This is a genomic window from Exiguobacterium sp. s163 (assembly GCF_018617135.1).
In the GTDB taxonomy this organism is placed as follows: Bacteria; Bacillota; Bacilli; order Exiguobacteriales; family Exiguobacteriaceae; genus Exiguobacterium; species Exiguobacterium profundum.
The window spans coordinates 158,199-184,628 of record NZ_JACSJN010000005.1 but is presented as its reverse complement, the minus strand read 5'-3'; the positions used below and the strand labels follow the sequence as shown (position 1 = coordinate 184,628).

29 protein-coding genes are annotated in these 26,430 nt (G+C 47.9%); 15 read left to right on the top strand and 14 right to left on the bottom strand.

Annotation, left to right across the window (positions count from 1 at the left end; genetic code table 11):
* Positions 1-11 precede the first annotated feature (11 nt).
* Both KNO71_RS13560 and KNO71_RS13555 read left to right on the top strand, forming a co-directional pair.
* Positions 12-1,154, top strand: coding sequence for a YcjF family protein (locus tag KNO71_RS13560; RefSeq protein ID WP_214688956.1), 1,143 nt, complete (start codon positions 12-14; stop codon positions 1,152-1,154).
* A gap of 48 nt (positions 1,155-1,202) precedes the next feature.
* Positions 1,203-2,165: a 2-hydroxyacid dehydrogenase gene (locus tag KNO71_RS13555; RefSeq protein ID WP_214688954.1), complete on the top strand. Its 963-nt coding sequence runs from the start codon at positions 1,203-1,205 to the stop codon at positions 2,163-2,165.
* A 41-nt stretch (positions 2,166-2,206) separates the two neighbouring features.
* Here the strand turns inward: KNO71_RS13555 and KNO71_RS13550 are convergent, their stop codons facing one another.
* The 4 genes from KNO71_RS13550 to mgsA form a co-directional block, all read right to left on the bottom strand.
* Complete coding sequence (locus tag KNO71_RS13550; protein ID WP_214685007.1) at positions 2,207-2,812, bottom strand: YflT domain-containing protein; 606 nt, start codon at positions 2,810-2,812, stop codon at positions 2,207-2,209.
* Positions 2,813-2,824: 12 nt separating this feature from the next.
* On the bottom strand, positions 2,825-3,340 hold the full coding sequence (locus tag KNO71_RS13545; RefSeq protein WP_015880330.1) for a YflT domain-containing protein: 516 nt from the start codon (positions 3,338-3,340) through the stop codon (positions 2,825-2,827).
* Between the two features lie 112 nt (positions 3,341-3,452).
* A complete protein-coding gene (locus KNO71_RS13540) occupies positions 3,453-4,313 on the bottom strand; it encodes a hypothetical protein (RefSeq protein WP_214688952.1) in 861 nt (286 codons plus the stop codon).
* A gap of 44 nt (positions 4,314-4,357) precedes the next feature.
* Positions 4,358-4,771, bottom strand: a complete 414-nt coding sequence (gene mgsA / locus KNO71_RS13535; RefSeq protein ID WP_078146039.1) for a methylglyoxal synthase — start codon at positions 4,769-4,771, stop codon at positions 4,358-4,360.
* A gap of 224 nt (positions 4,772-4,995) precedes the next feature.
* Here mgsA and KNO71_RS13530 point away from each other — a divergent pair, with 224 nt between their 5' ends.
* Positions 4,996-6,747, top strand: a complete 1,752-nt coding sequence (locus KNO71_RS13530; protein WP_214685009.1) for a mechanosensitive ion channel — start codon at positions 4,996-4,998, stop codon at positions 6,745-6,747.
* Positions 6,748-6,848: 101 nt separating this feature from the next.
* Positions 6,849-8,327 (top strand): HD-GYP domain-containing protein, encoded by a 1,479-nt coding sequence (locus KNO71_RS13525; protein WP_214685011.1) that lies wholly within the window; start codon positions 6,849-6,851, stop codon positions 8,325-8,327.
* A gap of 34 nt (positions 8,328-8,361) precedes the next feature.
* On the opposite strand, the gene KNO71_RS13520 is transcribed toward KNO71_RS13525, so the two are convergent.
* Together KNO71_RS13520 and KNO71_RS13515 are read right to left on the bottom strand one after the other, a co-directional pair.
* Positions 8,362-8,661 carry an AzlD domain-containing protein gene (locus KNO71_RS13520; RefSeq protein WP_074035113.1) on the bottom strand — a complete coding sequence of 100 codons (300 nt, stop codon included), beginning with the start codon at positions 8,659-8,661 and terminating at the stop codon, positions 8,362-8,364.
* A complete protein-coding gene (locus KNO71_RS13515) occupies positions 8,658-9,389 on the bottom strand; it encodes an AzlC family ABC transporter permease (protein ID WP_214685013.1) in 732 nt (243 codons plus the stop codon). The genes KNO71_RS13520 and KNO71_RS13515 overlap by 4 nt, the downstream gene beginning before the upstream one ends.
* A gap of 117 nt (positions 9,390-9,506) precedes the next feature.
* Between KNO71_RS13515 and KNO71_RS13510 the strand changes: the two genes are divergently transcribed.
* Entirely contained in the window at positions 9,507-10,208 is a 702-nt protein-coding gene (locus tag KNO71_RS13510) for a CBS domain-containing protein (RefSeq protein WP_214685015.1), read from the top strand.
* On the opposite strand, the gene KNO71_RS13505 is transcribed toward KNO71_RS13510, so the two are convergent.
* Both KNO71_RS13505 and KNO71_RS13500 read right to left on the bottom strand, forming a co-directional pair.
* On the bottom strand, positions 10,188-10,526 hold the full coding sequence (locus tag KNO71_RS13505) for an antibiotic biosynthesis monooxygenase (RefSeq protein WP_015880338.1): 339 nt from the start codon (positions 10,524-10,526) through the stop codon (positions 10,188-10,190). The genes KNO71_RS13510 and KNO71_RS13505 overlap by 21 nt on opposite strands.
* Before the next feature lie 76 nt (positions 10,527-10,602).
* The gene (locus tag KNO71_RS13500) at positions 10,603-11,442 is read right to left on the bottom strand and encodes a M15 family metallopeptidase (protein ID WP_214688949.1); all 840 of its coding nucleotides are present in this window, start codon (positions 11,440-11,442) and stop codon (positions 10,603-10,605) included.
* Between the two features lie 174 nt (positions 11,443-11,616).
* Here KNO71_RS13500 and KNO71_RS13495 point away from each other — a divergent pair, with 174 nt between their 5' ends.
* The gene (locus KNO71_RS13495; protein WP_078146044.1) at positions 11,617-11,835 is read left to right on the top strand and encodes a hypothetical protein; all 219 of its coding nucleotides are present in this window, start codon (positions 11,617-11,619) and stop codon (positions 11,833-11,835) included.
* A 55-nt stretch (positions 11,836-11,890) separates the two neighbouring features.
* Positions 11,891-12,358 carry a hypothetical protein gene (locus tag KNO71_RS13490; protein ID WP_214688947.1) on the top strand — a complete coding sequence of 156 codons (468 nt, stop codon included), beginning with the start codon at positions 11,891-11,893 and terminating at the stop codon, positions 12,356-12,358.
* Between the two features lie 17 nt (positions 12,359-12,375).
* On the opposite strand, the gene KNO71_RS13485 is transcribed toward KNO71_RS13490, so the two are convergent.
* Positions 12,376-13,479 carry a glycerol dehydrogenase gene (locus KNO71_RS13485; RefSeq protein ID WP_214685021.1) on the bottom strand — a complete coding sequence of 368 codons (1,104 nt, stop codon included), beginning with the start codon at positions 13,477-13,479 and terminating at the stop codon, positions 12,376-12,378.
* A 374-nt stretch (positions 13,480-13,853) separates the two neighbouring features.
* Between KNO71_RS13485 and KNO71_RS13480 the strand changes: the two genes are divergently transcribed.
* The 5 genes from KNO71_RS13480 (at position 13,854) to KNO71_RS13460 (ending at position 17,643) form a co-directional block, all read left to right on the top strand.
* Positions 13,854-14,513 carry a type 1 glutamine amidotransferase domain-containing protein gene (locus tag KNO71_RS13480; protein ID WP_015880344.1) on the top strand — a complete coding sequence of 220 codons (660 nt, stop codon included), beginning with the start codon at positions 13,854-13,856 and terminating at the stop codon, positions 14,511-14,513.
* A gap of 110 nt (positions 14,514-14,623) precedes the next feature.
* The gene (locus tag KNO71_RS13475) at positions 14,624-15,049 is read left to right on the top strand and encodes a DMT family transporter (RefSeq protein ID WP_214688945.1); all 426 of its coding nucleotides are present in this window, start codon (positions 14,624-14,626) and stop codon (positions 15,047-15,049) included.
* Positions 15,050-15,063: 14 nt separating this feature from the next.
* The gene (locus KNO71_RS13470; protein ID WP_015880346.1) at positions 15,064-15,738 is read left to right on the top strand and encodes a Crp/Fnr family transcriptional regulator; all 675 of its coding nucleotides are present in this window, start codon (positions 15,064-15,066) and stop codon (positions 15,736-15,738) included.
* Positions 15,739-15,749: 11 nt separating this feature from the next.
* Positions 15,750-16,223, top strand: coding sequence for a DMT family transporter (locus KNO71_RS13465; RefSeq protein WP_031424261.1), 474 nt, complete (start codon positions 15,750-15,752; stop codon positions 16,221-16,223).
* A 91-nt stretch (positions 16,224-16,314) separates the two neighbouring features.
* Positions 16,315-17,643: a hemolysin family protein gene (locus KNO71_RS13460; protein WP_214685025.1), complete on the top strand. Its 1,329-nt coding sequence runs from the start codon at positions 16,315-16,317 to the stop codon at positions 17,641-17,643.
* Between the two features lie 10 nt (positions 17,644-17,653).
* Here KNO71_RS13460 and KNO71_RS13455 read toward each other — a convergent pair whose 3' ends face one another.
* Positions 17,654-18,838, bottom strand: a complete 1,185-nt coding sequence (locus KNO71_RS13455) for a M20 metallopeptidase family protein (protein WP_214688943.1) — start codon at positions 18,836-18,838, stop codon at positions 17,654-17,656.
* Positions 18,839-18,852: 14 nt separating this feature from the next.
* Positions 18,853-19,281 carry an NUDIX hydrolase gene (locus KNO71_RS13450; protein WP_214688941.1) on the bottom strand — a complete coding sequence of 143 codons (429 nt, stop codon included), beginning with the start codon at positions 19,279-19,281 and terminating at the stop codon, positions 18,853-18,855.
* A 138-nt stretch (positions 19,282-19,419) separates the two neighbouring features.
* Here KNO71_RS13450 and KNO71_RS13445 point away from each other — a divergent pair, with 138 nt between their 5' ends.
* Both KNO71_RS13445 and htpX read left to right on the top strand, forming a co-directional pair.
* On the top strand, positions 19,420-19,968 hold the full coding sequence (locus tag KNO71_RS13445) for a LemA family protein (RefSeq protein WP_015880351.1): 549 nt from the start codon (positions 19,420-19,422) through the stop codon (positions 19,966-19,968).
* 18 nt (positions 19,969-19,986) lie between these two features.
* A complete protein-coding gene (gene htpX, locus KNO71_RS13440; RefSeq protein ID WP_214685027.1) occupies positions 19,987-20,871 on the top strand; it encodes a zinc metalloprotease HtpX in 885 nt (294 codons plus the stop codon).
* A gap of 286 nt (positions 20,872-21,157) precedes the next feature.
* Here the strand turns inward: htpX and nagE are convergent, their stop codons facing one another.
* From nagE to KNO71_RS13425, 3 genes are read right to left on the bottom strand one after another with little or no spacing between them, the layout of a single operon-like run.
* Positions 21,158-22,648, bottom strand: a complete 1,491-nt coding sequence (gene nagE, locus KNO71_RS13435) for an N-acetylglucosamine-specific PTS transporter subunit IIBC (protein WP_214688939.1) — start codon at positions 22,646-22,648, stop codon at positions 21,158-21,160.
* A complete protein-coding gene (locus KNO71_RS13430; RefSeq protein ID WP_251030119.1) occupies positions 22,645-23,493 on the bottom strand; it encodes a PRD domain-containing protein in 849 nt (282 codons plus the stop codon). The genes nagE and KNO71_RS13430 overlap by 4 nt, the downstream gene beginning before the upstream one ends.
* A 20-nt stretch (positions 23,494-23,513) precedes the next feature.
* On the bottom strand, positions 23,514-24,002 hold the full coding sequence (locus KNO71_RS13425; RefSeq protein WP_015880356.1) for a PTS sugar transporter subunit IIA: 489 nt from the start codon (positions 24,000-24,002) through the stop codon (positions 23,514-23,516).
* Between the two features lie 458 nt (positions 24,003-24,460).
* Here KNO71_RS13425 and KNO71_RS13420 point away from each other — a divergent pair, with 458 nt between their 5' ends.
* Positions 24,461-26,377 carry an endonuclease MutS2 gene (locus tag KNO71_RS13420; protein ID WP_214688937.1) on the top strand — a complete coding sequence of 639 codons (1,917 nt, stop codon included), beginning with the start codon at positions 24,461-24,463 and terminating at the stop codon, positions 26,375-26,377.
* Positions 26,378-26,430: the final 53 nt, after the last annotated feature.

Sequence of the window (26,430 nt, the reverse complement as noted above, 5' to 3'; positions counted from 1 at the left end):
GGGAAACGTAAATGGAATCGACGAAACGATTTGATTTTAAAGATTATGATTTAAAGGCAGAACTCGAGCGGCTACGGGGCAATGTCAAAAAACCAAACATCCTCATCGCGGGAGCAACGGGAGCAGGAAAGAGTTCTGTTGTGAACTACGTGTTTGGACGTGATTTGACGAAAGTAGCAGCCGGGGAACCGGTCACAAGAGGAATTCATCAATATACGAGTGATGATATCGCAGTCACCTTGTTCGACAGCGAAGGATATGAGATCGGGAGTGCGCGGCAACAACATTACGAAGAGGAAGTCATCGGGTTTGTGGAGAACGCAAAGCGGCAAGAAGCATCCAAACGAATCCATCTCGTCTGGTATACCATCAACGCTGCGACAAAGCGTGTCACGCCACTCGACAAGGCCTTGATTCGCCGTCTACGTGAATCGACCGCTGTCGCCGTCTTATTCACACAAATCGATCAGGTCGATTTAGATGAACTGACGGCATTGCGGAATGAACTGAATGGAATCCTTCCGGAAGATGCAATCTTCCAAGTCAGCATTTCTTCGGAAATATTGAACAATGAAACATTGCGGCAATACGTGGATTGGGAACGGTTGATTGTGTGGTCGGTGGAACAGCTAGATGCTTCCTTACAGGAAGGGCTCTTGATGGAGATTCATGCAGAGAGTGAAGCGATGCTCAAGTTAAAGCGTAAAAAGGCGAATCGAATCATCTCTGGCTATGTCGCGAGCGCAGGAACGGCTGCTGCGGTTCCGCTCCCGTTTGCTGATGCCGTGGCATTGACGCCGATTCAAGTGACGATGAGCGTCCATCTATTTCGCTATTGGGGTGTCAAAGCGAGTGATGATTTGTTGAAGACGCTCATTGGAAGTACCATCATTCCACAAATCGGTCGCACGTTATCGAAAACGATCTTATTGAACGTCATGAAGTTTTTCCCGGGAGCGAACGCCGCGGCCGGTGTCATCAATGCGACCGTCGCATCAGGGATCACGTGGGCCATCGGACTCGCCATTAACGAAATCGCCTATCGAAACGCTATGGATTCATCGAAAACGATTGAACAGTTGTTAAATCAAGAGTTCGGGTCACTGTTTGAACAGTATTTGAAGCAAAAGCCGAAGTCGGATCAACCCTCTTAACGCTTTCCATTTGTTAGACTACAAGTAAGTGTAGAGAGGGGGAGAAAGATGAAGAAACGAATCTATATTACGCGTCGCTTGCCAGAAGAGGCAGTCGAACCGCTTCGCGATCAATACGATGTGCGCATGTGGAAGCATGAAGGGGAAAGTGTGCCGCGAGAGGTGCTGTTAGAAGAAGCGTCATCTGCGCATGCGCTCTGGACCATGCTCAGCGACACGATTGACCGTGAAGTGTTTGAGCGTGCCACACAGTTAGAGGTCGTCTCCAATTTGGCGGTCGGATATAACAATATCGATTTGAACGCAGCGAAAGAGAATAGCGTCATCGTCACCAACACACCCGATGTCTTGACGGAAACGACAGCAGATTTGACGTTTGGTCTCATGATGATGACGGCACGACGTCTCGGAGAGGCGGAACGTGACTTGCGCGCCGGGGAGTGGAAGTCCTGGCTGCCGATGGGCTACGTCGGGATGGACCTTTATCAAGCGAAATTGGGTATCATCGGAATGGGGCGAATCGGTGAAGCGGTCGCACGTCGGGCAAGAGGATTTGACATGGAAGTTCTATACCATAACCGGACACGGCGACATGAGTCGGAGTCGATGTATGGCTTCACCTATGCGGAACTCGATGAACTATTGACACAATCCGATTTCGTCGTCGTTCTCGCACCGCTCACGGACGAGACACGGGGAATGCTCGGGGCTAAAGAGTTTGCCAAGATGAAGGAAACATCCATTTTCATCAATGTGGCTCGTGGAGAAATCATCGATGAAAAGGCGCTATATGAAGCACTTAAAGCGAGGAAGATTTGGGGAGCGGGATTAGACGTATTCACAAAAGAACCAATCGACCTCGGTCATCCATTATTGACGCTTCCGAACGTGACGACATTACCGCATATCGGGAGTGCAACGATTCGGACACGTCTGGCGATGATGGCATTGAATCGAGATGCCATCACAAATGTGCTCGAAGGGAAAGAACCGAAGAATCGTTTGACGTAAGAAGAGCCTGACGCGGGTGCGTCAGGCTCTTTGTTACTATGTTAGAAACGTCGGATATTATCCGGATCTTCTACGTCATTTCGATAAGCACGATCATCGAGACCACGTAGTTTTTCCTCGCGATCTGGATTCTTCGTTTCTTTATCCAGTTTATCTTGCTCCGGGTCTACGGGATGGCTTGGGTCGATGGTCTGAGCCTCACGATAAGGTTTTGAGTCGATTTCCAATCCATCGTCAGTATGACTACCGAGATGAGTCGATGATGCGTCTTGATATGGTTTCGAATCGACTGTCACCCCGTCTTGATGACGACGTTCAAAGTCTTCATCCACATAAACGAGGATTTTCCCGGCTTCTACATCGTCATAGTGACGTTTTACTTCCTCTTCGCTCAGTCCCATGTTGCGTAGACCAGCGTGCACGTCTTCATGACCGCTGAGGAACGCCCGAACCTTATCGAACCAGCTCGCTTGATGGGTCGCTTCCGTATGAACATCTGTATCACGTCTCAAAATCGAAACGTTGTCTTCATGTTTTGTGACGACATAAATGTGTGAGTCTTCATACCCTTTCGCTCGCAACTCCTCGATTTTCCCAAGTGCTGCATCCAGCGTATCGTGCATACTGATAAATCGTTTCTCATTCATAGTCGTTCCTCCTTATAATCGGCGATGATCTTCTAATCCAGAATGACCGCGTACAATCGGATCATCCTTTGTACCACGTGGATTCTCGTCGTGATCGTTAAATGGTTTCGCGTCAAAGGCGATCCCATCCGCTTTTTCCCCTTTATCATGATCGAGCTCACTGTCTTTTTTATACATGTTCGGATAGCGGTCGTACGAGTGTCGATCGATGTAGAGTAGAATCTGTCCTTCATCGATTGCATCATAATACTGTTCCGCTTCGGCATCGTTTAGCCCCATATTACGTAACTCATCACGAATGCGGTCACTTCCGTGTAGGAATGCTTTGACACGGTCAAGCCAATTGACGTCACGGATACCGGACTCGGCATTCACATCCGTGTGGTCACGTAACGCAGAAATTTCCCCGTCCCGCTTGGCGACCACATGCATATTCTTTTCAGCTTCCCCTGCGGCTTTCAGCTCTTCCACTTTGTGCATGACTTCCTGTTCGCTCTGGAACAGGCCAATCATTTTTCGATCTGACATCGAATACCCCCCTTTAGAATTTTCAATCTAAAACAAGCGTCACAATAGGAGTAATTTCCGTTCTCGCCATAATTGAAACAAAAAACGCCATCTCCTAAGAGGAATGGCGTGGTTAGTAATAAAGCATGAGCGTATCGTCTCCGAGAGAACAACGTGTACTCTTCCAGACGAACTCGATTAATGTCCAGATGGCCATAAAGCCACTGATTGCCATTAAAATGAGCGCATAGAGTGGGGTCAACTGAATGACGAATGACCAACCAATTGTCATTAAGAGCGGTTGAATCAGGAAAATGGACGTGATGTAGACGACAACGATGAGCAAGGCGAACGCAATACGCCGACCGAGCGTCTGGATGTGATGTCGGAAGCGGGTCAATATGCCGAAGATGGCACCGGTCACGAGGACGGGTAACAGGAAGGCCAGATAATCAATTGGATACGTGGACATGGGGGCGGTGAATAGTCGACCGCTAAAGACATCGTCAATCACGAGCAGTAAGTTGGCGTAGGCAAATGCCAAAATCATACCGAGTAGCCAGCCGAAGCGGTTCCAAATCGTACGAGACGATTTGAGTGCTTCAATCTTTGTGTAGGCGAGGAAGGCAAGGTCGCGCACTTCGATTTCTTTTAACGAAAGCTTGGCTTCGTTCAATTGATTGACGGCCCAATCGAATTCCCGGTTTGCTTGCGCTTTTTCATGAGGTTTTAATTCATCCGAGGCATCAATCAACACGTGATAGCGTCGACGATATTCTTCATTTGTTTCAGGTTGTTCAATGAGGAAACGAGCGTATTCCTGAGGATCTTGATTTAAAAGGCTTTCGAGCGACTGACCACTTTTCTCAGCATGCCGGATGTAGCCAGCGAGTGCGAGTAGATGTCGGTCCGCTTCCGCCTCATTTCCAAGTAGTTCGATGAGGCGTTGGCGCACGTCGTTAAAGAACTGTTGGACCTTCGGATCATGAATCATATTCGGTTCCAGGGAGATTCCTCTCCTTTCTTGGTTTGTCATGGTCAAGCGGGTGGTTCGTCATTATGAGAAAGTTTAAGTGACTCGAAATCACCTTGCTCGATACTTCGAATCAAAATTTCGCTTCCACCCATATTTGTCGAAAGCGGGATGGAGTAGACGTCACAAAGACGCATCAATGCGCTCACATCCGGTTCATGAGGTTGAGCAGTTAATGGGTCTCTGAAAAAGATGATCATATCCATCTCCCCGCGTGCGACGGCAGCACCGATTTCTTGGTCCCCTCCAAGCGGTCCGGATCGGAAGCAATGGACAGGCAAGCCGGTCGCTTCAGCGATTCGCTTACCCGTTGTACCGGTCGCAAACAACTGATGTTTCTTTAGTATATGGGTGTAAGTTTTAATGAGGACGATTAAATCATCTTTCTTCTTGTCGTGAGCCACTAAAGCGATATTCATCCTAAATTCCTCCTAACATGACGTCTCTTGTTATTCGTATCATATTTGACTTCATTTGGCACGATTTCTCTCTTAAACTAACGTACCCATTTCCAATGAATCGTAATAGTCATGTAAACGAATTGACTTACAGTTCAGGTTTGATGATTTTGAAATATAGGTATGTATGAAATAGTACTGTTAAATAAAAACAATCATTTCATGTGAAAAAGGAGGAAGATTCGATGAACAACACAACGTATAACTTCAATACGTTCATGTCATGGCTACCAGAGCTTTTGCTGGCAATTGTTATTCTTGTAGTCGGTTATATCTTGGCAAAAGTATTGGAAAACGTGACACGTAAAGCATTGAAGAAGGCACGACTCGATGAGCGGGTCGGTATCAAAAAAAATGAGGAGAAAGGAGAAAAGTGGACCCCTGAACGCATTATCGGAAAAGTCGTGTTCTTTGGGGTATTACTCCTCGCATTCCTGATTATCTTTGAATTCATGAACGTTCCAGCCATTACGGAACCATTCAGTCAGATTTATGAAGGATTCTCTGGATTGATCATCGGTGTCATCAAAGCCGGCTTGATTTTACTCGTTGCTTGGGTCATCGCTACCCTTTTGAAAAAAGGGATTCAAATGGCGGGACATCGTTTGAATTTGAGCAAGTTGATGGAAAAAACGGGGCAAGAGTCGACAAGCGTCAACCAAACGAAATGGGTCGACACGGTTGCGAACATCGTCTTCTATCTCGTGCTCTTATTGGCATTACCGGCTGTACTTGACGCCCTTGGACTTCGTGGGGTCAGCGGACCATTCGAAGATTTATTGAACAGTTTCCTCGGATTCATTCCGAAACTTGTCGCAGCAGCGCTCATTTTCGCAATCGGGTATGTGGTGGCGAAGATTGTTCGCGACATTTTGACGAAATTCCTCGAAGCTGCAGGACTAGATCGCTTGGCAGAGCGATTCCATCTATCTGATTACGTGAAAGGATCGAGTCTTGCGAAGGCAATCGGTACAATCGTCTTCATCTTCATCATGATTCCGGTGACGATTTCGGCGCTTGAGGCGCTCGATATTCGAGGGATCTCGGAACCGGCGATTGCGATGCTCAATGATGTCCTTGTCATGATTCCAGACATTCTCGTTGCAATCGTCCTCGTCCTCGTCGGGGTGTTCGTTGCAAAATGGTTGAAAGGGGTCGTTGTATCACTTCTTGAAAATCTTGGCGTCAACTCGTTGGCTCAAAAAATGGGCTTCGGGGAACGTGCATCTTCGATGTCAATTGCCCAAGTGGTCGGTGTCATTGTCCAAGTAATCGTGATCTTGCTCTTCGTATCCGAAGCTCTTCAAGTCGCGAATCTTGAGTTCATGGCATCCCTCGCGACAGCCATCTTTGCTTACTTGCCGATGGTCATTGCAGCACTCATCATCTTGGCAGTCGGAGTCTGGTTGGCGAACATGGCAGAGCGGTTGGTCGGAAGTGTGCTTGTTGATGGAGCAGGACAACCGAGTGCGCTTCGCTACGTAGCGAAGTATGCGATTCTCGGACTCGTCTTCTTCATGGCAATTAGTCAGCTCGGCATCGCACCGATGATTGTCAATACAGCATTCCTTCTTATTCTTGGAGCTGTTGCCCTTGCCTTCGGTCTTGCTTTCGGTCTTGGTGGTCGCGAGACGGCGGCACGTTATTTGAAAAAGGCAGAGCGACGCATTGATGAAACGGAAGTTTCAAAAGAAGGTCTCGAGCAGGAGAAAGAACAGATGAGCCGCGAAGCGGAAGCTGCAAAACAACAAGCGAAGCAAGGCGTGGAGCAGTCGAAACATGAAGCAGAACAATCGAAACACGAGTTGAAGCGAGATGTTCAAAATCCAAAAGTTGACCATGTTGATGGACCGGAACCGAATCCGTTCCATGAAAACATCACTCCGGATCAGGACAATCGATCACTTGATGATAACGATGGTCCGTTACGCCCATAATCGATGCTTGAACGGGTCTCCCACAAGGAGATCCGTTTTTTTGTTCAACTCAAGCATAAATCTGGTCGATAGTAAAAGAAAAGAGTGTAGGGGTGAGGGGGATGTTTGAACGTTTTCAACGGACGCTCGTGATGAACTATATCATCGGATCAGGTTTGGCCGTCTTTGGAGTAGGTGGTGTCTTTATTTTTCAAACGCTTGACCTGTCCATTCGAGAGATTTTACTACTGTTAGGCATCATGTTGGGGGCGGGGATGGTTATGATTTTCTCAGAACTACTCTTATACCGTCGCCACATTCGACCGATACGACAGCTTTTTATGACCGAATCCCCATCGATTGACGAATTGACGTCGGCATTCGAACAAGCGAGTCGATTCCCGATTTTAACGGTGCAACGGATTTTAGGTCCTCATTTGTTTGGATTATCCATCCCGTCAATTGGTTTAACCGCCGTTTTTATTCAGATGGGGTGGATTGACTTACCTTATCGTTTGATCGGCTTGGCTGCAATCGGGGCCGTCATGATTGCGGTACTACATGCCTTGATTGAATATTTTTTGACGGTTCGATCGGTTGAGCCATTACTTGTATACATGAAAGAAAGGCATCTCGAACTTTATCATCTGCCTATTCATGCAACGTATCGATCATTTAGTGTCCGAACTAAATTATTGGTCAGTATGCTCATTACGGGTATCTTTCCCATCATGTTGTTCATGTTGGCGTCGAGTGTCCAATTGTCGACTTCGACTCGAACGGATACTTATTGGAATTGGGCGCTCGTGATTCTTGTCATCATCGTCGGAATTGCGGTGTTATGCAGTTTCTTACTCTATGACAACATCAAACGTCCGATTGGATTTTTGACGTCCGGCATCGAACAGATGGAGTCGGGACAACTTCAGAAAATCGAGAATCCGTACTTAGATGAGTTCGCCCAACTGATTGGGGGATTCAATCAAATGGTTGAGACGGTAACTGCTCGTGAACAAGAAAACGCACAGCTGTTAGACAGCCTCTTCATTTTATTCGCAGCAACGCTCGATGCACGTGATCCTTATACAGCAGGTCATTCGGAGCGTGTCGCGATGTATTCCGTTGAGCTTGCTCGCGCCATTGGCTTACCGCATGCACAAGTCGATTTACTCAATAAGTCGGCACTTCTACATGACATCGGGAAAATCGGGATTCGAGATGACGTCCTACTAAAAGAAGGGAAGCTGACGGACGAAGAGTTTTCAAAAATTCAAGAACATCCGACCATTGGCATCCATATTTTGAGTCAAATTCATTTACCTGCATCGCTTCAACCGATCTTAGCCGGAGTTCGATCGCATCATGAACGAATCGATGGCAAGGGGTATCCGGACCGCTTACATGCGGTCGACATTCCATTATTCGGAAGAATCATGGCGATTGCCGATGCTTATGATGCCATGACATCAGATCGACCCTATCGGTCAGGGATGCCAGTGGAAAAGGCGCTTTCCATATTGGAGAGCGGTCGGGGAACACAATGGGACGCGGAATTTGTGGACGTATTCGTCCAGCTTCGTCGTCAGGGCATATCAGCATAAGAAAAGGAGCAGCACCTCGTGTGCCGCTCCTTTGTCATATAGTTTGAAAGGCATATACCCCGAATACAGCTCCAATGACGACAACGACGAGGTTGACCCGTAGTAGCGCCAGGAAAGTGGCAACCACTCCTCCGAATAAGGCAGACGAGGTGGTGGTCGTGGAGGATAGGACGCCCGGAAAAATCAAACTAGCCAGTACCGCATACGGGATGAAGGAAAGAAATCGTTTCATATATGCCGGTAACGCCAATTCCTTTAGCCAGAGTAGCGGGACAAGGCGAGGGAGATACGTGACAAGTGCCAATCCTAGAACGAGTAGAAACAACGATATCATGTGACCTCTTCCTCCTTAAATACGAAAGCACCGATTCCGGCTGCGACAACGGTCGCGACGATGATTCGAATCCCATCTGAGATTGAGAAGAACGGGGTGATGACCCAATGGAGTATGGCTTGAATAATGATAGCTAAGCTTGCTACGACGAAGACGGGACGAGTCGTTAATGATGGAACGAGTAACCCGATGAACATCGCATATAGCGCAATCCCCATACTCGCCTGTAATGTGCTTGGAAGACCGAAGGCGAGGAAGACCCCCATCCACGTCCCCACATTCCAAGCAAGAAATGCGATTGTATTCAACCCGAGCACGAACATACCGGAACGGGCCTCTTGACGAGTAGAGGCGATACTGAAGGTTTCGTCGGTCACACCAAACGCGATGGTAGCCAATAGTCTTCGAGATGTACTCTCAATCCGTTGGGATAGTGCGGCGGACATTAAAAAATGACGAGAGTTTAGAATAAAGGTCGTCAAAATGATTTCCCAATACATCGAACCGGTCATCAGAAGTTGTACCGTAATGAACTGACTTGCCCCGGCAAAAATTAAAAAGGACATCGATAATGTGATGGCGTTCGGTAAATGAAAAGATTGTGCCAAAAGACCGAAGGCAATCGCAATCGGGATATATCCGATGGCAACGGGAATGCCGGCCCGTATTCCTGCACGAAACGTGGGTGGTGGTGAAACCGGTGATGTGGAATGAATCGACGACGCCATGATAGCCCTCCTCCTCCATAATTAAGATGATTTCTATGTCATTCGGGATGAATAAACGGTTTCCTGCTCAAACGATAAAAAAGAGGGTATACATGTATCGTTAAGGAGGGTGGTTACATGAGTCGTGCTGAAGAATTTTTGGCATCCTATCATCGAATCGAGGACTACTTGAGTCGAGAGATGGGAGATGGGCAACATTTCAGTTTTAGTAACATGGTGAATCGGTTAGCGAAACAAAATCCAATCATCGACCGGTATAAAGAAGATTTACATCAGATGAGTCAACTACGAAATGCCATCGTCCATGAGCGGCGTGAACCTGATTTTATTATCGCGGAGCCACACGAGTCGCTTGTTGCATTGATTTTAGAAGTAGAGCGAGAGCTCCTTCATCCACGTCTCGTCATTCCATTGTTTGCGAAATCGGTGGTGACGTTTCAGTCGGAAGATTTTTTGACGGAAGTACTCCGGGAGATTCGAGATAAAAATTATTCGCAATTCCCTGTATATCATGACAATGGGTCTTGGCGCGGACTGTTGACGAAAAAAGGAGTGACCAGTTGGCTAGCCGAAACAATCGACGGGCCTAACTTGTCACTCAAAGGAGTTCGGGTGAAGCACGTCCTTCACCACGATCCGCACATGCACCGGTATCGATTCATTCGCAAAGATGCGACGGTCATCGAGGCGCAGCACTGCTTTACGCAAATGAAAGAGGGCGCACGATATGACGCCCTTCTCATCACAGAAACCGGAAATCCGGATGAATCGTTACTCGGCATCATCCGGCCACAAGATTTATTGAACGCGCTCCGTTGAGGCGAGATGTTCAATGGCGACCTCATATTGGGTAACGGTATTGCCGAGGACGATTGGTTTCACTTCTGAAGTCCCATCATCACGCTTCTTATGGGCATGCTTATAGGCATTGCTGTCACGCCAGTTTTCAAAGCTTGCTGCATCACGCCACGTGGTCATGATGACGACATGGTCCATCGCTGCATCAGACGTATCCGTCAACACTTGCATGCGAACGAACCCGTCCATCGTTTCGATCCCTTTCGTTGTTTCAAAGCGTGCTTTGACCGCGTCGGCTTTCCCTTTTTCAACGTCTAATTTATTCATCACAATCCACATCCCTCATGTCCCCCTATACGAATAAGATGACTCTATTATAGCGCGAACGGGGAGATGCTTGAAAAAGGATGCTCACTCAACGTCTGCTCCACCATTCTTCGAACGCCCAGTTTTTCTGCTTCATCATCGTCGCTTCAGTGACACCGACATAACGCAAATGCCAAGGTTCGTAATTGTATTTTGTGATTTTCTCTTTTCCTTTTGGATAGCGGACGATAAATCCGTAGAGATGGGCGTTTTGAAGCATCCACTTCCCTTCAGGCGATCGGTCGAAGGCTTCATATAGCCCTAGACGTATGCGTTGACTCGTCATATCAACGGCGAGACCCGTTTGATGTTCACTGTGACCGGGACGTGCCACATATTTTGAAGCATATGCGACCCCGCGTGTATTGACATAATAGGTGTAGAGCGATTTTTGGGTCGAGTACGATCGGTAGGCGCTAAGGGCATATAACGTATGACCATGCTTCCGACCAGCGTAATATAGTTTAGCCAGAGCGTAAGCTGCTTCCGCTGTCATCAAGGTCCGTTCACTCCCTTTTTGATAAACAGTTGGAATGGTTAATGTGACAAGTTGTGGGGAACGGTAAGTGGACAGGAGTGCATTCGCCTTGTTGACTAGTCGTAAACGATCGGCAGATGGCATCTTCGGGATACCGGCTTTCAAGTTGGCAGATGGAGTGAAGTACTTCGTATTTCCGATGTAGACGTTCGACCAACTCCGATTATAGGTCGTATAGCGGACTGGGACGTTCGTTCGTAGCGTCTTAAGGATAGGGGAAGATTGCATGGCACGACCGTACAAATAGGTCGTTTTAATCGTGTAACCTGGTTGTGGGGACGAGGATGCCGCTGTCACTGGCGACACTTGAAACAACAGCAGACAAATGACAAAAATACGCAGGGACTTCATGGCAAAACGCCTCCTCGAGAGTTAGATGATGTTCCTTTTCCCGTTTTCTTGATAGACTGTGCATCTTTAATCCGCCTTTAGGTCGGAAGAGGATACGGCTTGGGTCCGATGAAGGTGGGCATGAAATTCGATACAATAAAGATAACGAATGAGATCGTAGAGAGGAGTGAGCGAATGGAAGCTTTGGTCGGTTTACCACTTTTATTGCTCGTCCTATTCTTTGCCTTTTTGTATTTTAATATCAAAGGGCTATCGAATATGTGGAAGGACTATAATCGAACGAAATCGATGATTCCGCTTGGTTTTTTCATCGTCGGGATTATCGGGATTTTCACAGGAGTGTGGACGTGGCTCGTCATTTTGATTTACTACGTCGTCCGACCGAAAGACTAAACACTGTATGCAGACGCATACGGTGTTTTTGCTATACTGAGGACGAGGTGTTGAGATGGAGAAATTGATAAAAGCATGGTTTATCGTGACGTTGATCACGTTCGGAATCTTTAAGCTTGGTGAAGTGATGACGACCCCTTACTCGGAAACACCGAGTGAAGGGAATCTATACTGGATTGTTCTCTTAATTGGATGGCCGTTTCTGTTGTTGTTTATTTGGATCACCGTTCGTTTGACACATCGAGTCGTCGCATCCGTGCGACCATTTGGAAAGGTTAGTTTAGCGATTGGAAGTTTCGTCATGGCTGGTATAGCTTGGATGACTAACCAATCGCAGGCGGCGTCTCTTCGAGAAGGAATTCGTTTGTCAGCCAATGAGTCGTACGCAGCAGGATGGAACCAGTTCACGAATATCATCTATATGAATCAGCTGACGTTCTTCCTTTTGACGGTCAGTTGTATGGGAGTAGGAATTCTCTCATCATTCTTCCTGAACAAAAAACAGCGAGACGAAGCCGTGTGAGCTTCGTCTCGCTGTTTTTATAGGTGTTCTTTATAAAGACGTGCATAGCGATCCGCAGCGATGATGGCGTCAGCAACTTCTTCAGGTGTAACATCGAAACCGCTATGAATCGTTTCGCCATCTGCCGTGGCCGCTTTCCCGACCTTCAAGATATCGTCTCGAGATGCATCTTTCAATTTGATATCTTCAAGTGTGACCGGTAAGTCGAGTGCCATATAAAAGGCAACATACTGCTCGAACTCTTCTTGAGGGCGTCCTTCGAGTGCGAGTTGCACGAGTGTTCCAAATGCAACTTTTTCACCGTGCGTCAAATGGTGGATGTCTCCTTCAAGTGCGGTGAATCCATTGTGAATGGCATGGGCTGCAGCCAAGCCACCACTTTCAAAGCCGAGCCCGCTCAATAAGGTGTTGGCTTCCACAACAGCTTCAAGCGCAGGTGTGACGACTTTTGCTTTCACAGCTTCATACGCTTGAATCCCATATGTGAATAGAACCTCTTCACACCGTTCGGCAATCGCCTCCGCCGCAAGTGTCGGGACACCGCCAGCCATCGTCTTGCCTCCGAATGCCAGGACACTTCGCACTTCCACCCACGTGGCCAATGCATCGGCAATACCTGACGCTAAGAAGCGTGGCGGTGCTTGTGCAATCAATTCCGTATCCACAAGGACGAGATCCGGATTCTTTTTATAGAAACGGTAGCTTTCGAAATTGCCTTCATCTGTATATATGACCGACAATGCGCTCGTCGGTGCATCCGTAGAGGCGATGGTCGGTACAATGACGATACGCGCATCCAATTCATCTGCGACCGCTTTTGCTGTATCGAGCGTTTTCCCACCGCCGAGACCGATAACAAACGCTGTTTCATGCTTCTTAGCGTCTGTAGCGATTCGAATGATTTCGTGCTTCGACGCTTCTCCGATGAAATCAGCTTTCGTCGCCTTGAGCTGGCTCGCTTGCAGAGACTGGGTCACCCGTTCGCCGATCAACTCCCATACGACGTCATCCGCGATGAGTAAAGCGTTGGAACCGAAGTGAGCGACAAACTCTCCGATGCGATCAATCGTTTGTTTCCCTTGCACATACTTGGCCGGACTGATGAAAATGCGTTCTGACATAGTGAACTCCATCCTTTCATATCAGGTTTGGTGTAAGTGCTTACAAGGCAATCATACTACAACTGGTAAAGAATATTCGTGAAGATTACATGAAGAACGGCAGCTGACCAAGCACAAGCAATAGGATGATGATGGCGACGACAATGAGAAATCCCCAGTCGTTCATTCGTTTCGTCATAGCACACGTCTCCTTCATGGGTTGGAATTGCAATTCTTCCTCAGTATAGAGGGTGGTAAGAAAAAGGGAGGATGAATAAATAACCAGGTTAAAAAAAGTTACGCCTTGTCATGAGCGGACAGGTCATCAGGTTTAACAGATGATGAATCGGGAACACTAGAGTCGTATGTTGATTTTCTTGAAGGAGGAATTGAGTATGTCGAAACATGTACTGATTGTCACAACGTCAGCAAATCAATTATCAAATGGTCATGCAACGGGACTTTGGCTTGAAGAGTTTGCCGTTCCTTATTTATTGTTCGAAAAAGAAGGGTATAAAGTGACGGTCGCGAGTATCGAAGGTGGAGACGTGCCAATCGATGCGAATAGTTTAGAAGATGGTTTGTCAGAAGACATTCTCAATACACGGGAATTGCTCAAAGACACAGCTCGTCTCGATCAAGTCGCAGACGAGTCGTACGATGCAATCTTCTTACCGGGTGGTCACGGGACAGTTGTTGATTTCCCAGAAAATGAAACGTTACAACGTGTCATTCGCAATGTATACGAGAGTGGAAATATTGTCGGGGCAGTTTGCCACGGACCAATTGGATTGGTCAATGTGAAACTCAGCAACGATGAGCCACTCGTTAAAGATAAACAGGTGACAGGGTTCACCGATGCAGAAGAAAAAGAGATGCAACTCGATTCTGCCGTCCCGTTCCTACTTGAAACAGGACTACGCAATCAAGGCGGGCAGTTCAAGGGAGCTGACAACTGGGCGGTGAATGTGGCGGTTGACGAACGTCTCGTCACGGGTCAGAATCCTCAGTCTTCTGAAGCGGTCGGGAAAGAACTTGTTAAGTTACTCGGATAATCGTGTGAAGCAACTTCGAATGTCGAAGTTGCTTTTTTGTTTTTTGGACATATGTCCTATTCAAGTCATCTCTCTTTTCGTAAAGTCAGACGAAGAGAAAGGGGAATGACATGGGAATTTTATTTGCCATCTTATCAGGGACGTTCATCGCCCTTCAAGGAATCTTTAATGCAAATCTAGGAGATGCGGTAGGCGCATGGATGTCCGTCACTATCGTTCATTTTGTCGGACTTCTGTTAGCACTCGCGATTTACTTCTTCAAGCGGGATGCGGACATGACAGCCTTCAAACGTGTGCCTTGGTATTATAGTTTAGGAGGATTGTTCGGGGTATTCGTTGTCTTCGGCGAATTGACGGCGATTCAACAACTCGGGGTCACATGGGCAATTTGTGTATTGCTTGTGGCACAATTAGTAGGAGCCTTCATCATCGATTTGAATGGTTGGTTTGGTGTCAAACGGAAACCGATGAACACGGGACAGGTCATGGGACTCGTCTTGATGGTTGTTGGAATCGGAATCTATACATTTTCTTAAGGAGTTCACTTTACATGATGAATATTATGGATGCACTGACACGATTGCAGTGGAATCATCTGTTTTCGAATGAAACGCTTGAGTCCTCGTCCGTAGTGACATATGCGTCTGGGACCATGTTATGTTCGAACGATCAGCACATCGAATCTTTATTCGTCGTCCTTGAAGGGCGTGTCAAAATTTATACGCTCAGTGAAGAAGGGAAATTGCGATTGTTGCGTCTGAAGGCTGCTCCAACATTGATTGGAGATATCGAGTATGCGAGCGGACGCAATGTATTGCATACGGTTGAAGCGGTCGGTCCCGTGACGTGTCTGCGCATCCCTTTCGAGGCGCTTCGACGATATAATCGCACGGTCGAATTCACGGAGCATCTGTTACGAGGCGTGTCCGAAAAATTATTCATCGAGGCAAACGCCTCGTCGAATCATCTCATGTCGACTTTAGAAGAGCGCTTGGCCGGTTACTTGATTTCACTCAGTGAATCAGGGAATGAACTGTTTCAAGCGGAGATGAGTCAACTGAAGCGTAAAGAAGTCGCAGAGTGGCTAGGGACGAGTTATCGTCACTTGAACCGAACGTTGCAGGCATTCGTGGATGAAGGATTGGTCAAACGAACGAGAAAAGAAGTCATCATTTTAAATAGTGAGCGATTGAAAGAACGTGCGAACGGCATGTTTTATGAGTAAGGAGGGGTTATATGATTTTTGGTATCATCTGTTCGGCTGTGGCTGGGGCATTTATTAGCGTACAGGCGGCGGTCAACGCGAAAATGAACACAAATTTAGGGGCTTGGGCCACCACCGTATTGGTCTTTATCGTTGGTTTGGTCGGATCCATCATCCCGTTGTTATTATTTGGAGGAAACCTTGCTGGATTACGTGACTTGTCGCCGATCTATTGGCTTGGTGGTTTGCTTGGGGTCGGGGTCGTGTACTGTGTCATGCGCAGCATCCAGTTACTCGGACCCACATTGTCTGTGTCACTCATTCTCGTGTCACAACTCATTTGGGCGTTAGTCGTCGATTTATATGGCGCCTTCGGGATGCCTCAAATCACGTTATCGGCCGGACAAATTGTAGGGCTCACCATCCTTCTTGTCGGGGTCATTCTCTTTAAACAGTCTCAGACGGCGGCTATCGCCAAACAAGCTGTCAACGAAGCCACTTCTTGAGGAGTGGCTATTTTTCTGAGCAAAACGGGTACAGGTTGGTAACGATTTTTTGATAAAATGAAGCAGTATGCTTTAAAAATTAGCTGAGGTGATGAAAAAAGTGGATTCTTCCATAGTGATTGATTTGTTGATTGTTTTGTTTTTGATTGTGTTGAACGGGATTTTTGCGATGACAGAAATTGCGCTCATCTCATCGAAACCTGCAAAACTTGAGGTTGAAGCAAATCGAGGAAAACGAAGTGCCAAGATTGCGCTTCATTATTCAAAAGACCCGACAGATTTGTTGTCGACCGTTCAAGTCGGAATCACATTGATTGGGATTATTAACGGGGCATACGGGGGCGCACGCTTCTCGGCACCGCTCGCATCGGCATTTGAACAAGCCGGAATGAGTACGCAGTATGCCGGAACCGTTGCTTATGTGGCCGTCGTTACGATTATTACGTATCTGTCGCTCATCATTGGTGAATTGGTCCCGAAACGGATTGCGCTCGTCTCGCCTGAAAAAGTAACGATGGCAATCATTCCGTCGCTCGATTTATTCAGTAAAGTGATGAAACCGTTCATTTGGATTTTATCGAAATCGACACTCTTTTTGTTCAAATTGTTAGGGTTGAAGGCGGAACAGACGAGTGGGGAGACTGAGCTCGAGATCAAACAACTCTTGTTTGAAGGCGCCCAGCAAGGACAGTTCGCTCATGAAGAAGTTCGACAAGTCGAACGGGTCTTTGCGTTTCATGATCAATTGATTTATGAGCTCATGCAACCACGGACGACGCTCGAATGGGTCGACTTAGAGGATGACATGGATGACATAAAAAAATCGATTTACGAGAGTAAGCATAACAAGTTACCAGTCGGGCGCGACTCGCTTGACGACTTTGTCGGGTACATCGATGTACGTGACATCTTGACGTTGCCGACACTGCGTGAGCGGTCACAGATTTTGAAGCGCATCAAACAGCCTCTCATCGTTCCAAAACAACGAGAGGCGAGCCAAGTGCTTCAAATGATGCAGAAAAATGGTGTGGAAATCGCCTTTGTTTTAGATGAATACGGCGGATTCCTTGGTATGGTCACCTTGTTCGATATTTTGGAAGAAATCGTCGGAGAGGTGATGATTGAAGAGGATACACCAGAAGTGGTTCGTCGTGAGGACGGATCGTATTTGGCGGATGGGTTACTCGGAATCGAGGATTTGAAGCGAACGTTCGAGATTCGGGATGACCGATTCGACGAAGGGCGCAACTCCTATCATACGCTCGCAGGACTCGTCATTTACGCACTTGGTGATTTTCCGAAACGGGGCGATGTGGTCGAAGCGTACGGTCTTCGCTTTGAAGTCGTGGATATGGACGGAAAGCGTGTCGACCAAGTACTTGTATCGGAATTACCATCAACGGAAATCGAAGAAGAGTGATGCCGCGGCATCACTCTTCTTTTTTTTGTGTGTTCCACGTCTCGAACGCCGCCTGCATGAGGATACGGGCGGTATGGAGCATCGCCCGTTCATCGACATCGAACCGAGGATGATGGTGTGGGAAGACGGCGCCAACTTCTGGATTACCGGCGCCCGTGAAGAAGAAACTGCCCGGGACGTGTTGTAGATAGTAGGCAAAATCTTCACCGACCATGAGCGGTGACATCTCGATGACGCCATCCGTACCGACGACGCGGGCCGCGCTGCGCCGGACGTGTTCAGTCTCTGCCGCGTGATTGATGACAGCCGGATAGCCACGAATGTACTCGAGATCATAATGTGCCTCGCTCGCCGAACAGATGTGGTCGATGGTCCGCTCCATCTCGGCGATGATGCGTGTTTGCGTTTCTTGGGTGAACGTCCGTACCGTCCCGGACAGTTTCGCCTCGTCGGCGATGACGTTGAACGCTTGGCCGGCCATAAACGTCCCGACTGTCAAGACAGCCGGTTCGAGCGGATCGATGCGACGACTGACGACTTGCTGCAATTGGCTGACGACGTTTGCGCCGACTATGACGGCATCCACCGTATGTTGCGGGATGGCCCCATGACCACCTTTTCCTTTGATTGTCAGTTCGAAACGGTCTGCTGCCGCCATGATTGATCCAGTCTTCACACCGATTGTGCCGTATGGGAGTGGCGTCCAAATGTGAGAACCGTAAATGTAGTCCACCCCGTCGAGGCAGCCGTCTTCAATCATCGGTTTGGCCCCTCCCGGCGCTAGCTCTTCGGCGAACTGGTGGATGAGGACGACATCGCCCGGGAGACTGATTTCAGTCAGCACTTTCGCCAAAACGAGCAACGTCGCCGTATGGGCATCGTGACCACAGGCGTGCATCGAGCCGTTCACTTTCGAACGGTACGGGACGTCTTTTAAGTCTTGAATCGGCAACGCATCGAAGTCGGCCCGAAATGCGATGGTCGGCCCATCACCGCCATGAATTCGTCCGACTACACCGTTTCCGCCGACGTGTTCGCGCACCTCGAGCCCGAGTTCACGTAAATAGTCCGCAATCGTCCGTGGGGTCTCTCGCTCTTCGAAGGAGAGTTCAGGATGTTGGTGGAAGTGGCGTCTGAGCGTCACCATTTCTTCGTATAATTCCGTCAATCTTAAATCGAGGTCAGTCACAAGCATAGCAAACACTCCTGTCAGTGGATTGGTTTTGGTTGAAGCAAGGACCATATGTCATGTGAATCCAAATCATCGAGAATCGGTTGAGGTAACAGCTGTCGGGCTTCATTAGCCGTCACCCATCTTGCATCACTATGCTCTTCGGACAATGTGACGATTGTTGCGATGGGGTGAGCCAAGTACGTCATAAGGACGACTTGGCGGTTTGGATCGGTTAAAAATGTCGTAGCGTACAGTAGGTGTTGAATCGTGACACGTAGGTCGGTTTCTTCAAACACTTCTCGTTCTAAGGCCCGTTCGAGCGTTTCGCCGAAATCGAGCTTACCACCGACGAGCTCCCATGTTCCAGGGTGGACCTCGTCATCTGTTGCTCGTTTGATGACGAGCATCTGGTCGTTTTGCACAATCACCGCTTTCACGGCGACAACGATGGTTGGAATAGACATCGAAACACTCCTTTTGTATGAAATCATGAGACAACTTACTGTAAATATGAATCATTGACTATATTTTTCTAAGTTACGCTTATGTTATACGACGAGAGGGAATTAATACAGGAGAAAATGAAGAAATGAGGTGCCAACATGGGGTGGATTATTGCGATTGTAGCGGTTGTCGTGCTCGTACTCATCTATTTTTCGATGTACAACGGGCTCGTCAAGTATCGAAATTGGGTCGATGAGGCGTGGGCTCAAATCGATGTGCAGTTGAAGCGGCGGTATGATCTGATTCCGAACTTGGTCGAGACGGTGAAAGGCTACGCGAAACACGAGCAAGAAACGCTTGCGAAGGTCGTCGAACTGAGAAACCAGCTCGGAGAAAAGTCGAATCGTCAGGACCAGATGGCAGTGAACGATCAATTGAGTGGAGCACTGAAAAATCTCTTCGCGCTTCGTGAGGCGTACCCGGACTTGAAAGCGAACGAGAACTTCAAGATGTTGCAGGAAGAATTGACACAGACGGAAAATAAGGTCGCGTATTCGCGTCAACTCTATAACAATACGGTCATGAAATATAACACGAAAATCGAATCGGTCCCGACGAACATCATCGCCTCCGTCCATCATTTTGAAAAGCGCGATATGCTCGAGGCACGTGCCGAAGAGCGCGAGAACGTTCGCGTCTCATTTTGATGAATCGAGGTGGCGCGTATGCTCCTCTATGAACAGATTCGAAAGAATAAAGTGAAGACGGTCTTCATCGTCACAGGGTTTGTCCTATTCGTTCTTCTCGTCGGAGCGGCCATTTCCTACGTCAACTATGGAGACGCGATTCCGGGGTTAATCTTCACACCGATTTTCTCGTTGTTTTATGTGGGAATCGTCGTCATGTCGAGTACGAACATCGTCATGAAGATGAATCGGGCACAAGAGGTGACATCGGTGGAAGAGCACCGCTTTCTATGGCATACGGTCGAAAACATGGCGATGGTCGCGCGAGTGCCAATGCCGCGCATCTTTATCATCAACGACCCATCGCCAAACGCCTTTGCGACGGGATTGAAGCCAGAAAAGGCGGCTGTCGCCGTCACGACGGGACTGTTGGATCGATTATCGCGAGAAGAAGTAGAAGGGGTGATCGCGCATGAGGTCGCGCATATTAAGAATTATGATGTGCGGCTCTCGACGGTCACGCTCGCACTTGTTTCGGTGATTGCCATCATGAGCGATATCGGGTCGCGCATGCTGTTCTTTAGAAGTATCGGTGGAAGACGCGATCAAAACCAGAATCCCATCCTTTTGATCATCGGACTCGTCTTGCTGGTGTTGGCACCGCTCATCGCGATGCTCATCAATATGGCGATTTCACGGAATCGTGAGTTTTTGGCAGATGCGAGTGGAGCGGAACTGACCCGTAACCCGGATGCGCTCGCCTCGGCGCTTGAAAAGATTGCAAACGTCGAGACGCCGGTCGAGCAAGCTTCGAGTGCCTCCGCACCGCTTTACTTCTCTGATCCACTTAAGAAGAAAGTGAGCGGTCTATTCTCGACACACCCTGATCCAGTCGAACGCATTTCCCGACTTCGTCAAATGTAAGAAGAGCCTGTCCGGTTGTGACAGGCTCTTTATGTTACACTGAACTGGGAAAAAAAGGGGGGTGGATGAGTTGAATAAAAAGATATACATAGGTTTAGGCGGCGCTTTATTAGTCGCATTATTTTTATTTGGGCTAGGGCCATATATTGTACATACAGTACTTAAGGTTTTCATGTGGCTCACACAGTACATCTTACCGTGGATTTTCCTCTACTATTTCATTCAATTTTATAAACAATATGCAGCCAAACAAGAAAAGCCACCTGAATGAGGTGGCTTTCGACGTTTATCCGGCGCGGTGGCTACGGATTTTTTCAATCTCATCGAGGACGAACTGAACGTTTGTGCCGACGATGACTTGAATATGGTTTGGACTGACGACTTTGATTCCCGGAATACCGGCTTTTTTGATTTGATCTTGGTTGACCGTATCCATGTCTTTGACATCGACGCGTAGGCGTGTGATGCAAGACTCGATTCCTGTGACGTTGCTGTCACCGCCGAGACCATCATAAATCATGTTCGCCATGGCTGAGAATTCGTTACCTGAAGCTGATGCGACCGGTGCGACTTTCGTTTCGCCATCTGTCGTTTCACTTGCAACCGCATCGACGACTTCATCTGGTTCACGACCTGGCGTTGCCAAGTTGAGCTTCACAATCATGAAGCGGAAGATGACGTAGTAAATGACTGCGAACACGAGACCTTGAACGATGAGCATATACGGTTGGTTCGCAAGCGGCAAGCGTGAGCTCAAGATAAAGTCGACCAAGCCTGCGCTGAATCCAAAGCCGGCTGTCCATTGGAACGTTGCCGCAACGAAGAGCGAAATTCCTGTAAGGACTGCGTGTACAAGGTAAAGAACAGGAGCGAGGAACATGAATGAGAACTCGAGCGGTTCTGTTACCCCTGTGAAGAATGAAGCGAATGCCGCTGCGAGAAGAAGTGAAGCGGCTTGTTTCTTCCGTTTCGTTTTCGCTGTGTGATACATCGCGAGTGCTGCGGCCGGAAGACCGAACATCATGATTGGGAAGTAACCTGCTTGGTACATCCCTGTCACACCTTTTTCACCTTGACCTGACCAGAAGTTTCCGATGTCGTTGATTCCTGCGACGTCGAACCAGAATACAGAGTTGAGGGCGTGGTGAAGGCCGGTTGGAATCAAGAGGCGGTTAAAGAATCCGTAAAGTCCGGCACCGAATGCGCCAAGTTTTGAAATCGATTCACCGAAACCGACGAGACCTGTATAGACGACCGGCCAGATGAAGTAAAGAGCGACCGATACAAGAATCATCGAGAAGGCTGTCATGATTGGTACGAGACGCTTCCCACTAAAGAAGGCGAGAGCATCTGGCAATTTGACTTGACTGAAGCGGTTATACATGGAAGCGGCGACGAGACCGGATAGAATCCCGACAAAAGCATTCCCAATCTTACCGAATGCCGGGTTGACGGCTTCTACGTCGATTCCTTGGAACAATGCTACCGTTCCTGCGGAGAGAAGCGTTGTGACCGTCAAGAAGGCAACGAGTCCACTTAGTGCTGCTGAACCGTCACGGTTCTTAGCCATTCCGAGCGCGACCCCGACTGCGAACAGAATTGGGATGTTATCAATAATAGCGGCCCCTGCCTTAATTAAGAATGCAGCGGCAATGTTTTCAGATCCCCAGCCGACTGGGTCAATCCAATAACCAATCCCCATGAGAATGGCAGCAGCCGGTAGTACGGCGACCGGTAACATGAGGGAACGTCCGAGACGTTGGAAAAAGTTCATCATTGTTGATTTCCTCCTTTTTGATGGTGTTGATCTTGTAGACGTTGGATGTGAAGCGTAATATAACCAAGTTCTGACTCGGGCAAGACGATGCCATAGGTCTCTTCCATTTCTTTTGCGACATCTGATGCACACGCATAGGCAGACGTGAACTTCGTCTGAATCATGCGGAGCATGTCTTCATCAATCGTATGATGATCGTAATGGTTGACCCGATCCATGACGAACCGTAAATGAGTTAATAATCGTTGGTAGGATAAGTCATCTTCTTCAATGGATACATCGAGTCGTCGTGAAATCGATTGAATCATGTCGCGGACAATTGTTGTCTGTTTGACCGTCTTGCGTAAATCACCTCCTTTCACTTTCATCGTATGAATATGAAGCGCGATGAACGCAGCTTCGTCTTTCGGCATTTGGACGTTGAGCTTTTCAGAGATATGCTCAATCGCCCATAGTCCAATCTCATATTCATTCCGATAGAGGATTTTAATCTCGTTCAACAGTTTGTTGCGTAATGAGATGCCATCCATTTCCCGCTCGATGGCGAACGAGATGTGGTCGGTCAAGACGATGTGAATATGTTCGTTGAACGATGTCTCGAGACGTTTTTCCGCATACGAGATAATATCCTCGGAAACGGTGAAGTGTTCGACAGGAATCCGGCTCAACAGCTGTTGGAACTTGTCATTCTCTGGCATGATGAACAACTTTTCGATTTTATGTGGATTGACGATGTCGTTCTTCGCTTTTTTAAACGCGACGCCAGGGCCAATTGCAATCTTTTCTTCACCCTTATCTGAGACGATGACCGCATTGTTGTTTAGAATCTTTTTGATTTTAATCATGTGTCCTCCTTATTCCGGAGTCACGCTTCCACTCGGGCGACAATCGTCTTGCCCGGAACAGCTTCTTTCGTGAACGTGAAGGCATAATGATGGGCGAGTGCACCACCATTCGTCACGACCATTGGAGTGACCGTGTCCTTACCCGCCTGATGAATTTGCGCCAAGTCTGCTGTGAGTAACAGCTGTCCCGTCTTGACGTGGTCGCCCACATCTACTTGAAGATCAAACGGTCGACCTTCGAGTTCAACGGTATCGAGTCCGACGTGTATCAAAATCTCAGCCCCATCCTCGGTCCGAATGCCGATGGCGTGCTTTGTTGGAGCGATTTGTACAATCTCTCCATCAGCCGGTGAGACGACGGCACCGTCTGTTGGTGTGATGGCAATGCCATCGCCCATCATTTTTTCACTAAAGACCGGGTCCGCAACTTGTTCGAGTGGAATGACGTCTCCTTCCATTGGTGAGTGCAGTGTCGGTTTGTGTCGATTCATTAACTTATTCCATAGCATGTCTACTACATCCTTTCTTGAAACAAAACGACGAAAAACAAAACAGGCATGGAGTATAGACGGGTGGCATGCACCGTACGTCTTACCCCATGCCTGATCGAATCAGTCACATGTGATCACTATTCGTTTCTTCACGTTCAACATAACATGTGTTGGTTTGAGACACAAGTCTTTTTTTGAAAGCGTTCTCTAAAATTTTACAAGGGAACGAATCTATTGTATAGTAAGTACGAATCTAAGTAAGAAAGGTGTTGCATGTTGATGAGTGAGGTTGTATCTGCCTAACGAACTGAAAAATGTCGGATGACACGTCTTTTTGTCATGCCGTCATGTTCCGTTACAGATACCGCCCATCAAAAACTGCCAGACACCCGTCTGTCTTTTTGCGTTGGTCGTCATCGACCGACGCTTTTTTGTTTGCGCGGTATCTCGATTCTACGATTTGAGGAGAGAGACACATGAACGAACAAACATTTGAAAAATTACAATACAACGAATTGATGACGAAAGTAGAGCGCTTCTGCATCAGCGGATTCGGAAGACGACTTCTTCGACAGCAACGCCCAACGAGCCACATTACGACGGTGAAGAAGCGCCTGCAAGAAACATCCGAAGCCCGCGCGATTCTAGATGCGACGTCACACGTCCCGTTCATCGGTGTGTCTGACATGGAGACCATTATCGGAAAACTGCAACGAGGCATCCAACTCGAGGCAACAGAGCTTGAAGCGGTCGCCGAGTTTTTACGAGGGGCACGCAAACTCAAGCGATTCATGCTCGAGCATGAATTCTTTGCACCGCTTCTTTCGGCTTATGCTGCCGGTATGGGCGAATGGCGAACGTTAGAAGAAGACATCACACAAGCGATTCGAGCCGGACAGGTCGTCGATGAAGCATCGAAAGAGTTGAAGCGGATTCGTAAGCAAGTCGACATTTTAGAAGGACGAATCGAGGAACGATTGACCAAGTTCTTAAAGAGCGCCGCTAATCGCGAGATGATCCAAGACGGATTTGTCACGAAAAAACAGGACCGCTTCACCATTCCAATCAAAGCTTCTTATAAGCATAAAGTGGCAGGGACGATTGTAGATACCTCGAATCGAGGGACGACGGTCTTTATCGAACCGGAAGCAATTGCGAAGTTAAACGCTGAACTTGTCGTCAAACGTACAGAAGAAGCGGTAGAGGTGTATCAAGTGCTAGCGACGTTGACGGGAGCGGTGACAGAAGTCCTTCCTGACATCGAATCGACGCTCGATGTCATCGCCCAGTACGATATGGTCTTCGCAAAAGGGAAGTACAGTCAGTCGATTGATGGCGTGATACCACACGTCAATGCGACCGGTCACATCCGATTGAAACAAGTACGTCATCCGCTCTTAGAAAGCGCTGTGCCACTTGATTTTGCCATCGGTACAGACTATCGCGGCTTGATCATCACCGGACCGAACGCCGGCGGGAAGACGGTCGTCTTGAAAACGATTGGACTCCTTAGTCTGATGACGATGACGGGACTGCATATCCCGGCTCACACGGATACAGTCATTTCGACATTTGATGAGGTGTTCGTCGATATCGGAGATAATCAAGACTTGGAATCGGCACTCAGTACGTTCTCTGCACACATGTACAACGTAGCGAGTATCATGCAGACCGCTGGAAAACGGTCGCTCTTGTTATTCGATGAAATCGGAAGCGGGACGGAACCGAACGAAGGAGCCGCTCTTGCGATTGCCATCTTAGAAGCGGCATATAAACGGGGCGCAATCGTTGTGGCATCGACACATTATGGTGAAATCAAATCCTATTCTGAAGCCCACCCAGATTTCATGAACGCTGCGATGCAGTTTGATCCGGAAACGCTCGAACCAAAATACAGACTGCTCATGGGACAGTCTGGCGACAGCAACGCCCTCTTTATCGCCCGTAAGATGAAGTTACCGGAATCGATTCTGAAACAGGCATCCCGTTACATGAACGAGAAAACATATGATACTACGAAAGTCGATGATTCTAAAATTGTGCGAGAAGTGGAAATGGTACCACCTGAAGAGGAAGAGCACTTTGAAACAGGTGACCGTGTCCGCTTGTTAGAGACGAATCAAGTCGGTCTTGTCTATTCGTTTGATGCATCGCGTCGACATGTCCGCGTGTTCGTAGATTTGGAATATGTAGAGTTGCCGAGCCGCCGCGTTCGTCTTGAGGCACGCGCGACAGAGCTCTATCCGGCTGACTATGATTTAGATACGTTGTTCACGACGTATCAGGAGCGTAAGGAAGCCCACGACTTTGCAAGAGGATCGAAAAAAGCGTTACGACGAGTGGAGAAAGAGATCCGGGAAAGGAAGAAACAAGAGCACTCTAAACGTAAATGAATGTAGCATACGGTGAAAGGGTAAGAGCACATAAAGAGAAATCTTAATGTGGG

What these genes read in the sequence shown, in the direction of transcription:
- KNO71_RS13540 (WP_214688952.1), bottom strand. Translation starts at nt 4,313, where the DNA reads ATGATTCATGATCCGAAGGTCCAACAGTTCTTTAACGACGTGCGCCAA.
- KNO71_RS13505 (WP_015880338.1), bottom strand. Translation starts at nt 10,526, where the DNA reads ATGTGGATTGTGATGAATAAATTAGACGTTGAAAAAGGGAAAGCCGAC.
- KNO71_RS13490 (WP_214688947.1), top strand. Translation starts at nt 11,891, where the DNA reads ATGGAGAAATTGATAAAAGCATGGTTTATCGTGACGTTGATCACGTTC.
- KNO71_RS13455 (WP_214688943.1), bottom strand. Translation starts at nt 18,838, where the DNA reads ATGCTTGTGACTGACCTCGATTTAAGATTGACGGAATTATACGAAGAA.
- mgsA (WP_078146039.1), bottom strand. Translation starts at nt 4,771, where the DNA reads ATGAATATCGCTTTAGTGGCTCACGACAAGAAGAAAGATGATTTAATC.
- KNO71_RS13445 (WP_015880351.1), top strand. Translation starts at nt 19,420, where the DNA reads ATGGGGTGGATTATTGCGATTGTAGCGGTTGTCGTGCTCGTACTCATC.
- KNO71_RS13515 (WP_214685013.1), bottom strand. Translation starts at nt 9,389, where the DNA reads ATGGCGTCGTCGATTCATTCCACATCACCGGTTTCACCACCACCCACG.
- KNO71_RS13430 (WP_251030119.1), bottom strand. Translation starts at nt 23,493, where the DNA reads ATGATTAAAATCAAAAAGATTCTAAACAACAATGCGGTCATCGTCTCA.
- KNO71_RS13420 (WP_214688937.1), top strand. Translation starts at nt 24,461, where the DNA reads ATGAACGAACAAACATTTGAAAAATTACAATACAACGAATTGATGACG.
- KNO71_RS13495 (WP_078146044.1), top strand. Translation starts at nt 11,617, where the DNA reads ATGGAAGCTTTGGTCGGTTTACCACTTTTATTGCTCGTCCTATTCTTT.
- KNO71_RS13550 (WP_214685007.1), bottom strand. Translation starts at nt 2,812, where the DNA reads ATGAATGAGAAACGATTTATCAGTATGCACGATACGCTGGATGCAGCA.
- KNO71_RS13560 (WP_214688956.1), top strand. Translation starts at nt 12, where the DNA reads ATGGAATCGACGAAACGATTTGATTTTAAAGATTATGATTTAAAGGCA.
- KNO71_RS13425 (WP_015880356.1), bottom strand. Translation starts at nt 24,002, where the DNA reads ATGCTATGGAATAAGTTAATGAATCGACACAAACCGACACTGCACTCA.
- KNO71_RS13480 (WP_015880344.1), top strand. Translation starts at nt 13,854, where the DNA reads ATGTCGAAACATGTACTGATTGTCACAACGTCAGCAAATCAATTATCA.
- KNO71_RS13525 (WP_214685011.1), top strand. Translation starts at nt 6,849, where the DNA reads ATGTTTGAACGTTTTCAACGGACGCTCGTGATGAACTATATCATCGGA.
- KNO71_RS13470 (WP_015880346.1), top strand. Translation starts at nt 15,064, where the DNA reads ATGATGAATATTATGGATGCACTGACACGATTGCAGTGGAATCATCTG.
- KNO71_RS13510 (WP_214685015.1), top strand. Translation starts at nt 9,507, where the DNA reads ATGAGTCGTGCTGAAGAATTTTTGGCATCCTATCATCGAATCGAGGAC.
- KNO71_RS13520 (WP_074035113.1), bottom strand. Translation starts at nt 8,661, where the DNA reads ATGATATCGTTGTTTCTACTCGTTCTAGGATTGGCACTTGTCACGTAT.
- KNO71_RS13500 (WP_214688949.1), bottom strand. Translation starts at nt 11,442, where the DNA reads ATGAAGTCCCTGCGTATTTTTGTCATTTGTCTGCTGTTGTTTCAAGTG.
- KNO71_RS13485 (WP_214685021.1), bottom strand. Translation starts at nt 13,479, where the DNA reads ATGTCAGAACGCATTTTCATCAGTCCGGCCAAGTATGTGCAAGGGAAA.
- htpX (WP_214685027.1), top strand. Translation starts at nt 19,987, where the DNA reads ATGCTCCTCTATGAACAGATTCGAAAGAATAAAGTGAAGACGGTCTTC.
- nagE (WP_214688939.1), bottom strand. Translation starts at nt 22,648, where the DNA reads ATGATGAACTTTTTCCAACGTCTCGGACGTTCCCTCATGTTACCGGTC.
- KNO71_RS13555 (WP_214688954.1), top strand. Translation starts at nt 1,203, where the DNA reads ATGAAGAAACGAATCTATATTACGCGTCGCTTGCCAGAAGAGGCAGTC.
- KNO71_RS13460 (WP_214685025.1), top strand. Translation starts at nt 16,315, where the DNA reads ATGAAAAAAGTGGATTCTTCCATAGTGATTGATTTGTTGATTGTTTTG.
- KNO71_RS13450 (WP_214688941.1), bottom strand. Translation starts at nt 19,281, where the DNA reads ATGTCTATTCCAACCATCGTTGTCGCCGTGAAAGCGGTGATTGTGCAA.
- KNO71_RS13545 (WP_015880330.1), bottom strand. Translation starts at nt 3,340, where the DNA reads ATGTCAGATCGAAAAATGATTGGCCTGTTCCAGAGCGAACAGGAAGTC.
- KNO71_RS13475 (WP_214688945.1), top strand. Translation starts at nt 14,624, where the DNA reads ATGGGAATTTTATTTGCCATCTTATCAGGGACGTTCATCGCCCTTCAA.
- KNO71_RS13465 (WP_031424261.1), top strand. Translation starts at nt 15,750, where the DNA reads ATGATTTTTGGTATCATCTGTTCGGCTGTGGCTGGGGCATTTATTAGC.
- KNO71_RS13530 (WP_214685009.1), top strand. Translation starts at nt 4,996, where the DNA reads ATGAACAACACAACGTATAACTTCAATACGTTCATGTCATGGCTACCA.